General features: G+C 61.8%; 9 protein-coding genes, 1 tRNA gene and 1 pseudogene. 8 read left to right on the top strand and 3 right to left on the bottom strand.

Annotated elements, in window-relative coordinates; all coding sequences use genetic code 11:
• Nucleotides 1–22: 22 nt before the first annotated feature.
• Nucleotides 23–919 (bottom strand): phosphoserine phosphatase SerB, encoded by an 897-nt coding sequence (gene serB / locus NB311A_RS02530; RefSeq protein WP_009796860.1) that lies wholly within the window; start codon nt 917–919, stop codon nt 23–25.
• Between serB and miaA the strand changes: the two genes are divergently transcribed.
• The 5 genes from miaA to ilvC all read left to right on the top strand — a co-directional run bounded on the left by miaA (nt 918) and on the right by ilvC (nt 6575).
• A complete protein-coding gene (miaA, locus tag NB311A_RS02535) occupies nt 918–1862 on the top strand; it encodes a tRNA (adenosine(37)-N6)-dimethylallyltransferase MiaA (RefSeq protein ID WP_009796861.1) in 945 nt (314 codons plus the stop codon). The genes serB and miaA overlap by 2 nt on opposite strands.
• A gap of 310 nt (nt 1863–2172) precedes the next feature.
• Nucleotides 2173–3951, top strand: a complete 1779-nt coding sequence (locus tag NB311A_RS02540) for an acetolactate synthase 3 large subunit (protein WP_040673801.1) — start codon at nt 2173–2175, stop codon at nt 3949–3951.
• 154 nt (nt 3952–4105) lie between these two features.
• The gene (gene ilvN / locus NB311A_RS02545; protein WP_009796863.1) at nt 4106–4648 is read left to right on the top strand and encodes an acetolactate synthase small subunit; all 543 of its coding nucleotides are present in this window, start codon (nt 4106–4108) and stop codon (nt 4646–4648) included.
• 4 nt (nt 4649–4652) lie between these two features.
• Nucleotides 4653–5357, top strand: a complete 705-nt coding sequence (locus NB311A_RS02550) for a class I SAM-dependent methyltransferase (RefSeq protein WP_009796864.1) — start codon at nt 4653–4655, stop codon at nt 5355–5357.
• 198 nt (nt 5358–5555) lie between these two features.
• Nucleotides 5556–6575 (top strand): ketol-acid reductoisomerase, encoded by a 1020-nt coding sequence (gene ilvC / locus NB311A_RS02555; protein ID WP_009796865.1) that lies wholly within the window; start codon nt 5556–5558, stop codon nt 6573–6575.
• 111 nt (nt 6576–6686) lie between these two features.
• Here the strand turns inward: ilvC and NB311A_RS02560 are convergent.
• Both NB311A_RS02560 and NB311A_RS02565 read right to left on the bottom strand, forming a co-directional pair.
• Nucleotides 6687–8248: pseudogene (locus NB311A_RS02560) on the bottom strand (ABC transporter permease/substrate-binding protein).
• The gene (locus NB311A_RS02565) at nt 8245–9051 is read right to left on the bottom strand and encodes an ATP-binding cassette domain-containing protein (RefSeq protein ID WP_009796867.1); all 807 of its coding nucleotides are present in this window, start codon (nt 9049–9051) and stop codon (nt 8245–8247) included. Before NB311A_RS02565 ends, NB311A_RS02560 begins: the two are co-directional and overlap by 4 nt.
• 450 nt (nt 9052–9501) lie before the next feature.
• Here NB311A_RS02565 and NB311A_RS02570 point away from each other — a divergent pair, with 450 nt between their 5' ends.
• From NB311A_RS02570 to NB311A_RS02580, 3 genes are all read left to right on the top strand, one after another.
• The gene (locus tag NB311A_RS02570) at nt 9502–11061 is read left to right on the top strand and encodes a 2-isopropylmalate synthase (protein ID WP_009796869.1); all 1560 of its coding nucleotides are present in this window, start codon (nt 9502–9504) and stop codon (nt 11059–11061) included.
• Nucleotides 11062–11302: 241 nt separating this feature from the next.
• The gene (locus NB311A_RS02575; protein WP_009796870.1) at nt 11303–11893 is read left to right on the top strand and encodes a Spy/CpxP family protein refolding chaperone; all 591 of its coding nucleotides are present in this window, start codon (nt 11303–11305) and stop codon (nt 11891–11893) included.
• Between the two features lie 175 nt (nt 11894–12068).
• Nucleotides 12069–12144 (top strand) — tRNA-Lys (locus NB311A_RS02580).
• The last annotated feature ends 100 nt before the right edge of the window (nt 12145–12244 follow it).

The following is a 12244-nucleotide window of genomic DNA, read 5'->3' on the forward strand; positions in this document are numbered from 1 at the left end:
AGCCGCTTTCCGCAGAGCAAGTTTACAAATCTACGCGAAACTCGTCGCGCCGGTACCCTTGCGCATACAACAGCGCGGTGAGATCACCATGATCGATCTGCGCGGCTGCGGCTGTGGCAACCACCGGCTTGGCATGATAGGCGACACCGAGGCCTGCATTCTGGATCATGCCGAGGTCATTAGCGCCGTCGCCGACCGCCAGCGTATCCTGATTGTCGAGGCCGAAGGTCTCGCGCAGTTCGATCAGCGTCGCAAGTTTTGCCTCGCGGCCGACGATCGGTTCGGCGGCCTGTCCTGACAATTTTCCGTCTTCGACCAGCAGCGTGTTGCCGCGATTTTCTTGAAAGCCGATCAGGGCGGCCACCGCTTTGGTGAACAGCGTGAAGCCGCCGGAGATCAGGCAGGTGTAGGCGCCGTTGGCGCGCATGGTCATGACCAGTTCGCGCCCGCCGGGCGTGGGCGTGATGCGTTTTGCCAGCACCTCGTCGACCACGGATACGGGAAGCCCTTTGAGTAACGCTACGCGCTCGCGCAGAGCGGCTTCAAATTGCATTTCGCCGCGCATGGCGCGCTCGGTGATTGCGGCGACATGCGCCTTGAGGCCGGCAAAATCGGCGAGTTCGTCGATGCACTCCTGGCCGATCATGGTGGAATCCATGTCGGCCAGAAACAGCTTCTTGCGCCGGCCGAGCTGCGGCTGGATCACCACATCGATCGGTAGATCGCCGCGCGCCTCGCGCAGGCGCTGCGAAATGGTCTGAATGGGTTCTTCGCTCTCGAAGGGAATGTCGGCCGCGATCTCGTCCCATAGCCAGTGCGCCGGGCCGGCATTGTTCAGAATTGCGCGCGCCCCGTCGAGCACCGTGCTATCGAGCGCGGGGTTAGCCGGATTGCAGATCAGCGTGGCGACGAGTGACATGGATGGGGAGAACTCTGGCGAGGTAAACGGGCGGGCGACGAATGCCGTGCTTATCGCAGGGCCGACCGCGAGCGGCAAGTCTGCGCTGGCGCTGTCGCTTGCCGAACGGACTGGCGGCATCGTCATCAATACCGACTCCATGCAGGTCTATCGCGATCTCCGCATCATCACGGCGCGGCCGACGCCTGAGGAGGAGGTGCGCGTGCCGCACCGGCTCTACGGTCATGTCGATGCCGGCGTGAACTGCTCCGCCGGGATGTGGGTCGCCGATGCAGGGACCGCTCTCGCCGAGGCGCGCGCGCAAAACCGGCTTTCGATCTTCGTCGGCGGCTCCGGCCTATATTTCAAAGCGTTGACCCGCGGCCTGTCGGCGGTGCCGCCGATTCCGCCTCAAGTGCGCGACGACGTCCGCGCGCGCCTCGAACGTGACGGGGCCGAAGCGCTTCATGCTGTTCTCGCGCGGTGCGATCCGGCGGCGGCGCAACGCCTGAAGCCGCGCGACCGCGTTCGCATCGCCCGCGCGCTCGAAGTCATCGAGGCGACGGGGCGCTCATTGACCGATTGGCATCGCGATGGCTTGCCGCCGTTGCTGCCGCCTCGATGCGTGAAGGCGGTTTTCCTTGCTCCGGATCGTGACGCGCTCTATGCGCGGATCGACGCGCGGTTTGGCGCGATGCTGACGGCCGGGGCGTTGGAGGAGGTCGCGGCGCTGGCCCAACGGCGCCTCGATCCGCTGCTGCCGGCGATGAAGGCGCACGGCGTGCCCGCGCTGATCCGGCACCTGCGCGGCGAGATTTCGCTGGCGGAGGCTGCCGAGATCGGCCGCGCCGACACGCGTCACTACGCAAAACGGCAGTTCACTTGGTTTCGTCACCAGTTGCCAGAGTTCGCTTGGGTGAGGCCAGAAGAGGCAAGAAAGGTGCTGGACACATCTGAGTTGTGATATGCGGGACGATCCGCCGTATCTCGGCGTTCCCCTCCCAAACCCACGAAATCGGCATATTTCCCTCGAAACACTTGTTGACGGGCACAAATCCACCTCGTATAACCCGCGCAACCTTTGGGAAAGTTGACGAAGAAATGCGCAATTTTGTTATCAAGAACCTTGTTCTGATCCTCGTAACTCGGAACACCGCCCAGGATGGCTAAGCCGTCCGAAGGGAAAGGCGGTGTGCCGGGGCCCTTCAGGCCCTTTTTTATTGTTTGCGACGCTGGCGGACATGAGGGAAGCCTGCGCGAATCCGGAGTCGGCCATGAGTCCAAGCGAACGCCAAGATTCTAATCAGATGACCGGTGCGGCCATGATTGTGCGGGCCCTCGTTGATCATGGCGTCAAAAGCATTTTCGGTTATCCGGGCGGGGCGGTGCTCCCGATCTATGACGAAATTTTTCAGCAGAGCGATATCGAGCACGTCCTCGTGCGACATGAGCAGGGCGCCGGTCACGCGGCCGAAGGTTACGCCCGTTCTACCGGCAAGCCGGGCGTGGTGCTTGTGACCTCGGGGCCGGGTGCCACCAACATGGTGACGCCACTGACCGATGCCCTGATGGACTCGATCCCGCTGGTCTGCATCACCGGCCAGGTGCCGACGCATCTGATCGGCAACGATGCGTTTCAGGAATGCGACACCGTCGGTATCACCAGGCCCTGCACGAAGCACAACTGGCTGGTGCGCGATATTAAGGACCTGCCAAAAGTGCTGCACGAGGCGTTTTACGTCGCCACCTCCGGCCGTCCCGGCCCGGTTGTGGTCGACGTGCCGAAGGATCTGCAGTTCGCGACCGGCACCTACACGCCGCCACGTAAATCGGACGTCCACGCGTCCTACAAGCCGCAGATCAAAGGCGATGCCGGACAGATTCGCAAGGCGGTGTCGCTGCTGGTCAACGCCAAGCGTCCGGTGATCTATACCGGCGGCGGCATCATCAATTCGGGCCGCGAGGCATCGAAGACGCTGCGCGCGCTGGTCGAAGCCGCCGGCTTTCCGATTACGTCGACTTTGATGGGACTGGGAGCCTATCCGGCCTCCGGCAAGAACTGGCTTGGAATGCTCGGCATGCACGGCACTTACGAGGCCAATATGGCGATGCATGATTGCGACGTCATGCTGTGCATCGGGGCGCGCTTCGACGATCGTATCACGGGTCGCACTGACGCGTTCTCGCCGGGCTCGAAGAAGATTCACATCGATATTGATCCCTCATCGATCAACAAGAACATCCGCGTCGACGTGCCGATCATCGGCGATGCCGGCAGCGTGATGGCCGACCTGTTGCAGGCGTTCAAAGCGGAAGGCAAGACGCCGAAGATCGATCCGTGGTGGTTCGAGATCGGACGCTGGCGTGCGCGCAACTCGCTGGCCTACAAGAAGAACGACGACGTGATCCTGCCGCAGTTCGCGATTCAGCGTCTGTTCGAGGCGACGCGAGGCTGCGACACCTACATCACGACCGAGGTCGGTCAGCATCAGATGTGGGCCGCTCAATTCTTCGGCTTCGAGGAGCCGCATCGCTTGATGACCTCGGGTGGCCTCGGCACCATGGGTTACGGTCTACCGGCCGCGCTCGGAGTGCAGGTGGCCCATCGTGACAGCCTCGTAATCGATATCGCTGGCGATGCCTCTGTGCAGATGACGATGCAGGAGATGTCGACGGCGGTTCAGCACGATCTTCCGGTCAAGATATTCATCCTCAACAACCAGTACATGGGCATGGTGAGGCAATGGCAGCAATTGCTGCATGGCAATCGGCTGTCGCACTCATATTCCGAGGCGCTTCCCGATTTCGTCAAGCTCGCCGATGCCTTCGGCTGCGTCGGACTGCAGGCGACCAAGCCCTCCGATCTCGACGGCGCCATCAGGGAGATGATCTCGGTGAGAAAGCCCGTTTTGTTCGACTGCCGCGTCGCAGCGCTTGAAAACTGCTTTCCGATGATCCCGTCCGGCAAGGCGCATAACGAGATGCTTTTGCCGGCGGAAGCCAATGACGATGCGGCCACGGCCGCCTTTGCCGGCGGCAAGGCGCTGGTGTGAAACGTCCGTGGAAAACATGGTCCTATTAAACAACACGACGTCATCGTCCCGCCCGACCGGAGAATCCAGTATGCCGCGACGGTTGCGCTTGGCTGCTGGCGCGGACGCATACCGGATGCCCGCCTTCGCGGGCATGACCAATTGAGAGACTGCAATGAACCAGCCCGCTTCCGCCTACTTTCTCGAAGAGCGCCACGATCCGAACGAGACGCACACGCTGTCGGTGCTGGTCGCCAATGAGCCGGGCGTGCTGGCGCGGGTGATCGGGTTGTTCTCAGGTCGCGGCTACAATATCGAAAGCCTCACTGTATCCGAGACCGAGAGCAAGAAGCACGTCTCCCGAATCACCATCGTCACCACTGGCACCCCGATGGTGATCCAGCAGATCAAGCATCAGCTTGACCGCATGATTCCGGTCTATCAGGTCGTTGACATGACCCTGACCGGACGTTCCATCGAGCGCGAACTCGCCATGGTCAAGGTGAAGGGTTCGGGCGATCAGCGCATCGAGGCGATGCGGCTTGCGGAGGTGTTTCGTGCTCGTGTGGTGGATGCCACCAATGAGAGTTTCGTGTTCGAGATTACGGGCGGCACCTCGAAGATTAATCAGTTTGTCGACCTGATGCGGCCGATCGGTCTGGTGGAGGTGTCGCGAACCGGTGTCGCTGCGATTGGGCGCGGACCGGAAGGGATGTAAGGTCATGCTGGCGCGCGACTGGTTTTACAGTGAACGTGGGCGGATGGGATTGGATTCGCTCATTGCCGCGCGCTCCGCGATCTATGATCACGACGATAGCGGCAGCCGCGCCCGCGCAACCCTCGCCAGGCTGGGCGTGCGTCCGGGCTGGCTGATCGCAGATATCGGCTGCGGCGCCGGCTCGCTCGCTTGTGAAGCCGCCAGAATGGGCGCGGAGGTCTATGCCGTCGATATTGCGCCGGCAGCGCTGGCTCTGGCCGAGGCCCAGGCGCGCGACGGCAACGTCGCGATCAGGACTCAGGGGGCTGGCTTGCTCAGTTTTGCTCTCGCATCGGATTCCCTGGATCTGGTCGTGAGCGAGTTCACGCTGCATCACCTGCCGGATTTTTGGAAGGCGGTCGCGCTGTCGCGCATGTTCCGTGTCGTCAAGCCCGGAGGACAGCTGTTTCTGCGCGACATCGTGTTCATCCGCGAGCCGGATGGCTCCGACCGTACGGTCGAGCAGTGGGCTGAATTCAACATCAACAATCACGACTTCCCGCGTGGCGAGGTCGTCAGCCATATGCGCGATGAACATTCGACCTTCGGCTGGGTGATTGAGCGGATGCTGAAGGACGTTGGCTTCACGCTGGAATCCGCTGACTATCATGCGCCGCTCCATGGCGCTTATCTCTGCCGCAAACCAGCCGTCGGCGACGCTCCCGCATAGTCTTCTGTTCGTCACTTGGCGCTGTCCACCTTCGTTACCGGACGACTAATGAAGTTTTTCCATTATCCAAAACATTGCAGCGGACTTGTTTCCGGGCATCCGTAGCCCTAAAAACCGGACGCAACTCTTTCGGGCTGCGTGCTCGCGCCATCCGCAAAATGTGATCTGGCCGATTGTGGCCGCAGAAGAGGAACAACCATGCGTGTTTATTACGATCGTGACGCCGACCTGAACCTGATCAAGGGAAAGAAGGTGGTCATCGTCGGCTATGGCAGCCAAGGCCACGCCCACGCGCTGAACTTGAAGGATTCCGGCGTCAAGGAGATCGCGATCGCGCTGCGCAAGGGCTCTGCGTCCGCCAAGAAGGCCGAGGGCGCTGGCTTCAAGGTGATGGACGTCGCCGAAGCCGCGAAGTGGGGCGACCTTGTCATGATGCTGACGCCTGACGAGCTGCAGGGCGACATCTACCGCGAGCATCTGCACGACAATATGAAGAAGGGCGCGGCGCTCATCTTTGCGCATGGGCTCAACGTGCATTTCAACCTGCTGGATCCGCGCGCCGATCTCGACGTCCTGATGATCGCGCCGAAGGGTCCCGGCCACACCGTGCGCGCGGAGTATCAACGCGGCGGCGGTGTTCCCTGCCTGATCGCGGTTGCCAAGGATATGTCGGGTAACGCGCATGATCTCGGTCTCAGCTACGCCTCGGCGATCGGCGGCGGACGCGCGGGCATCATCGAGACCACCTTCAGGGAGGAGTGCGAGACCGATCTGTTCGGCGAACAGGCGGTGCTTTGCGGCGGTCTCGTCGAGCTGATCAAGAACGGCTTCGAGACGCTGGTGGAAGCCGGCTATGCACCGGAGATGGCCTATTTCGAGTGCCTGCACGAGGTGAAGCTGATCGTGGATCTGATTTACGAGGGCGGTATCGCCAACATGAATTACTCGATCTCAAACACCGCTGAATACGGCGAATACGTCACCGGCCCGCGTATCGTGACCGCGGAGACGAAGAAAGAGATGAAGCGCGTGCTCGACGATATTCAGTCCGGCAAATTTGCCCGCGACTGGATGCTGGAGAACAAGGTCAACCAGACCTCGTTCAAGGCGACCCGCGCGCGGCTTGCCGCTCATCCGATCGAGGAGGTCGGTGCAAAGCTCCGCGACATGATGCCGTGGATCAAGAAGGCCGCCATGGTCGACAAGGCGAAGAACTGATCTGCCGGCTTGCGGGTAGTGCTTTTCCCTCTCCCGCAAGGGGAGAGGGAAAGAAGAGACAGTGCTGCGCCGCGATGCGCGCCGTCGTCATTACCCCTTATTTTTCACCCCTTATTTCTCGTTGATTGTCGCCCACAACCAGCGAGCCACCGTTGCCGGTGAGCTGTCCGCGCCATTGCCGGTGGCGCGCAGGTTAGCCTCGCGCATGACAGCGATATCGATTTTGCCAAGCAGAGGCTGAAGCGCAGCGCGGAGCTTCGCGTCATTGGCGCGCTGCGGCGCCAGCAGCACGATCGCGTCATAGGACGGAATGGCGTGTCTGTCATCGTCAAGCGCGGTCAGGCCGTATTTCGCGATCAGGCCGTCGCTGGTGTAGCCCGCGATCACGTCGACTTCGCCGGAAGCGACGGCGGCATACATGAAGTCCGACTGCATTTGCCGCCGCTCGCGAAACGATAACCCGTAAGCCTTTTTCAGAGCCGTCCATTCAGGCCGGGCGAAGAATTCGTAGTCGCCTGCGATCGACATTTTGCCGGCATGGGCTGCGAGATCGGAGATCGAATGAATGCCCAGCGCGTCGGCTCGTGTTTTCGGCATGAGCAGCGCATAGGCATTTTCGAATCCGAGTTCGCCAAGCAGCGTGATATTCCGTCGCGCCAGCGTCGCCTTGAGCTCGCTGAGCAGTTCCTGGCGCGGCTTGAGCTCTGGCATATGGAACTGGTTAGCCCACAGCGTGCCGGAATAATCGACGTAGACATCGATGTCGTCGTTCGCCAGCGCGTCGAAAATGACGTTGGAGCCGAGACCCTCGCGGGTCGTCGCCGGAAGGTCTGCTGCTTGCAGCCGGTGCGAGATCAGCGCGGCGAGCACATATTGTTCGGTGAAGGTTTTGGCGCCGACGATGGTGGTGGATTTCGTGCGGGTCAGAGATGGCGCCAATGTGGCCGCGGCGAGAACTGCGATACCGAGAAGACCGATTGATACATGGATGCGGCGGCGTATCCGCAAGCCGGATTCGATCAGCGCCAGCAACTGGTCGACGACCAGCGCGAGGACCGCCGCGGCGATGCAGCCGAAGAGCACGAACACCCAGTTCTGGGTCTGTAGCCCGGCGAAGATGTAGTTGCCGAGACTGGTCTGGCCGATCGGCGTGGAGAGCGTCGCGGTGCCGATCACCCACACAGCGGCGGTGCGGATGCCCGCCATGATCACCGGTAGCGCCAGCGGAAGTTCGACCATGGCGAGGGATTGCCGCGCCGTCATGCCGGCGCCTCGGGCCGCTTCCGTCAATGCAGGGTCAATCCCTTGAAGGCCCGTAATGGTGTTGCGCAGCACCGGGAGCATCGAATAGAGCGTCAGCGCCAACACCGAAGGCAAGAAACCGAACGCTGAGAATCCGACGCCGAACCATTGCGACGTTAATGTCGCCAGCGCCAGGAGGAGCGGATAGAACAACGCCAGCAGCGCCAGCCCCGGCATGGTCTGAACGATGCTTGCAAAACCGAGAAGCGTGCTGCGCAGCATCGGCCGGTTGTGCGAGCGGCCAGCGCCAGCGGGAAGCTGATCACGAGCCCCAGCGTCAGCGCCGTTATGCTGACGCGGACATGGTTGCCGAGATAATCGGGCAGGTGACCGAGTGCTTCGCTCCAGCGCGGATCGAAAAGCAAGCTCATAGCCGGATGCTCTGCGAGAGCGTTGCTTGAAGCCGCTCGGCTTGGCGGCGTGGCGTGCCGAGCAGTTCACCGACATAAGGGTTGTCGAGACGGGACAATTCGTCCGCCGCACCCAGGGCAATCAGACGGCCTTCGTGCATGACAGCGACGCGATCTGCGAGCAACAGCGCTTCGGTCATGTCATGGGTGATCATGACGGTGGTGAGGCCAAGTCTGGCGTGCAGCGCGCGATAGTCGCTGCCCAGCGCGTCACGCGTCACCGGGTCGAGGGCGCCGAAGGGCTCGTCCATCAGGACGATGCGCGGTTTCGCGGCGAGTGCCCGCGCGACGCCAACCCGCTGGCGCTGGCCGCCGGAAAGTTCGTGCGGAAATCGATCGCGGTGCTGCGCGCGGTCGAGCTGCACGAGATCGAGCAGTTCGTCGACCCGCGCGGCGATTTCAGATTTCGGCGTCCCGAGCAGGCGGGGCGTGATGCCGATGTTGGCGGCGATATTCATATGCGGAAACAGACCGCCGCTCTGGAAGACATAGCCGATCCGGCGGCGCAGCCCGATCGGGTCGATTCCGGCGATGTCCTCTCCCGCAACTGTGATCGTGCCGGCGTCGGGGTCGATCAGGCGATTGGCGAGCCGCAGCAGCGTGGTCTTGCCGGAACCGGAACCGCCGACCACGGCAAGGAATTCGCCCGCCGCGATGTCGAACGAGACGTCGTCCACAGCTCTGACATTGCCGCCTCTTGCGCGGCCGCCATTGAAGCTTTTGACGACATGCGAAAACGCGACCAGCGGTGAGGTTTCACTCATGCCTTGCGGGGGGTATCACACGCTCGCCATCCCACCAAGCCCGCTCCGAAACGCGTTTCGATTGCGGGGCGCCGTGCCGGAAAGCGAGACCGGCGGTAGCGTTGACCGAATTTGGGCATTGCGATGTCAGGTCATCCTCGGCTAAAATCCGTCCAGGAAGGGTCGGCAACGAAACCAATCGTCAATGGTTCTCGTTGAAAATGTCCCCCGAAGGATCCGGTAATGCTGGTTTGCAGCGAAATGGCAGGAATTCACGGACACGCGGCGTTGACCGCGGGTTCCGAAGCGATTCCGGCTGCGTCCATGCCCGGCCTGCTGATTGGCGGGCTTCTGCTTCTTATCAGCCCCTGAGCGCCGGCTGGGCAGTTGTTGCCTGGGCACTCAGGGGAACGCAGAAACACCAGCCCCTTCGAGCGCCCGATACGGCGCACCGACCAGAGGATCATTTTCATGATTACCGCGAACAAGTCCGACAAGGACCGCGTTGTTATTTTCGACACTACCTTGCGCGATGGCGAGCAATGCCCCGGCGCGACCATGACGTTCGAGGAAAAACTCGAGGTCGCCGAGATGCTCGACGACATGGGAGTCGATATCATCGAAGCCGGCTTCCCGATCGCTTCGGTCGGCGACTTCGAGGCCGTTACGGAGATCGCCAAGAACGCCAGGAAGGCGGTCATCGCGGGTCTGGCGCGCGCGATTCCCGGCGATATCGCCCGCGCCGGTGAAGCGGTGCGACACGCGCGCCGGGGCCGCATCCATACCTTCGTTTCCACGTCGCCGATCCATCTGGCGCATCAGATGCGCAAGAGCGAGGCGGAGGTGCTGGAGATCATCACCGCCACGGTGAAGCAGGCCCGCAACCTGGTCGAGGATGTCGAGTGGTCGGCGATGGACGCGACCCGCACCCCGATCGATTACCTGTGCAAATGCGTGGAGGCCGCGATCGCGGCCGGCGCCACCACCATCAACCTGCCGGACACTGTTGGCTATGCGGTGCCGGACGAGTACCGGCGCATGTTCATCACCGTTCGCGAGCGGGTGCCGAACGCGGATAAAGCGATCTTCTCGGTGCACTGCCATGACGATCTGGGGCTCGCCGTCGCCAACTCGCTGGCCGGCGTCGAGGGGGGCGCGCGCCAGGTTGAGTCCACCATCAACGGCATCGGAGAGCGAGCAGGCAACGCCGCGCTGGAAGAAGTCGTGATGGCGATCAAGACCCGCGCCGACGTCATGCCGTATTGGTGCAACGTCGAGAGCACGATGCTGACCCGCGCCTCCAAGATGGTGTCGGCGGCCACCTCCTTTCCGGTGCAGTACAACAAGGCGATCGTCGGCCGCAACGCGTTCGCGCACGAGAGCGGCATTCATCAGGACGGCATGTTGAAGAACGCGCAGACCTACGAGATCATGACGCCGGAGAGCGTCGGCGTGAAGCAGACCTCGCTGGTGATGGGGAAGCATTCCGGCCGCCATGCCTTCCAGCACAAGCTTGAGGAGCTGGGCTACAGGCTGGCCGAGAACCAGTTGCAGGATGCGTTCGTACGCTTCAAGGCGCTGGCGGATCGCAAGAAGGACATCTACGACGAGGACATCATTGCGCTGGTGGACGAGGAAATGGCTGCGACGCACGATCGCATCAAGCTGTCGTCGCTGACGGTGATCGCAGGTACTCATGGTCCGCAGCGCGCGACCATGAAATTGACGATCAGCGGTCAGACCCGGATCGAGGAGGCCGAAGGCAACGGTCCGGTCGATGCGGTGTTCAACTGCATCAAGAGACTGGTGCCGCACGAGGCCAAGCTCGAACTCTATCAGGTTCATGCGGTGACCCAGGGCACGGACGCGCAGGCGGAAGTGTCGGTGCGTCTCAGCCAGGACGGGCGCGCGATGACATCGAAGGCCGCCGATCCTGATACGCTTGTTGCATCCGCCAAGGCCTATCTCGGCGCGCTGAACAAGATCGTGATGAAACATCAGCGCGACTTGCCTTCAGCCGCCGCGAGCTGAACTCCTCATTTCCTATGCAAAGCGGACGCTGTGAGGTGCCGTCGGTCTTGTGGGCTGCGACGTATCTACGCATCGATACGCGACATATTATCGCGACGCGGCGTGACTGAACGGAAACAGCCGTTCCGGTTGGGAGAAGCGACATAACATCTTCGTAAGAGATCCTATCCTTGCGAAGATGTAATTTGCTTGGCTCGCTGCGTACACCCATCTTGGTTGGACCTTACAAAGGAGAGTTCCAATGAAGAAGGCCATTCTCGCCGGTGTAGCAGCGCTGTCCATCGTCGGTTCCACCGCGGTGTTCGCTCATCAGCATCACCCGTGGTCCCATCATCGCGTGCAACTCAGTCAGCAGGACCGGACGGCCATCGCCGATGCGCGGATCGCGGCGATCCATGCCGGTCTTACTCTGACGCCGGATCAGGAGAAGCTGTGGCCGCCGGTGGAAAAGGCGATCCGCGATTTCGCCAAGCTCCGGATCGACCGCGCCAACGCAAAGATGCAGGACAAGAAGGAGGGCAAGGACGATAACGCGCGAAAGCAGCAGGCGGCCGTTGATCAGGTGGCGCGGCTCCGCGCACACGCGGATCGCATGGCCGAGACAGCTGCAGCTTTGAAGAAGATCGCTGATGCCGCCGACCCGCTTTACAAGACCCTCGACGATGGCCAAAAGCGGCGCCTGATGGTTCTCACCCGCATGAATCACGCCTTCGGAATGGGAAGCCGGTGGCACCATCATCACTTTGACCGAAGCGGCGATCGGTTCGATCACGATGAGGACCGTGACGGGGATTCCGATCGCTCCGACCAGCAGAAGCCCGGACGCCTCTGATCCGCCGATATACTGATAACAAGACAGCCAGCCATGAGAAGGCCGCCGGAAATCGGCGGCTTTCTCGTCTCTTCGAAGGTTGTGGTGCGACAGGAGAAAGCGCTGCTACCTTGCTGGACATCGCGGGTCCGCTTTGCTAAACGACCCGCTCCTGTGAGGGAATTTCTGACAGTTCGGGCGATTAGCTCAGTTGGTAGAGCAGCTGACTCTTAATCAGCGGGTCGTAGGTTCGAGCCCTACATCGCCCACCACCCAGTTCGCAGGAACCGAGCTCGGTGGCACATCCGTCGATTTGTCGCGCAAATTGCGGGGTTTTGGCGATCCGTTCAGTCTCAGCGCGCGTCTCTGGTC

The sequence above is a fragment of the Nitrobacter sp. Nb-311A genome, assembly GCF_000152905.1.
Lineage (GTDB): Bacteria > Pseudomonadota > Alphaproteobacteria > Rhizobiales > Xanthobacteraceae > Nitrobacter.

Coding starts and splice junctions, on each gene's coding strand:
- miaA (WP_009796861.1), top strand. CDS start 918: ATGGATGGGGAGAACTCTGGCGAGGTAAACGGGCGGGCGACGAATGCC.
- serB (WP_009796860.1), bottom strand. CDS start 919: ATGTCACTCGTCGCCACGCTGATCTGCAATCCGGCTAACCCCGCGCTC.
- NB311A_RS02540 (WP_040673801.1), top strand. CDS start 2,173: ATGAGTCCAAGCGAACGCCAAGATTCTAATCAGATGACCGGTGCGGCC.
- ilvN (WP_009796863.1), top strand. CDS start 4,106: ATGAACCAGCCCGCTTCCGCCTACTTTCTCGAAGAGCGCCACGATCCG.
- NB311A_RS02550 (WP_009796864.1), top strand. CDS start 4,653: ATGCTGGCGCGCGACTGGTTTTACAGTGAACGTGGGCGGATGGGATTG.
- ilvC (WP_009796865.1), top strand. CDS start 5,556: ATGCGTGTTTATTACGATCGTGACGCCGACCTGAACCTGATCAAGGGA.
- NB311A_RS02565 (WP_009796867.1), bottom strand. CDS start 9,051: ATGAGTGAAACCTCACCGCTGGTCGCGTTTTCGCATGTCGTCAAAAGC.
- NB311A_RS02570 (WP_009796869.1), top strand. CDS start 9,502: ATGATTACCGCGAACAAGTCCGACAAGGACCGCGTTGTTATTTTCGAC.
- NB311A_RS02575 (WP_009796870.1), top strand. CDS start 11,303: ATGAAGAAGGCCATTCTCGCCGGTGTAGCAGCGCTGTCCATCGTCGGT.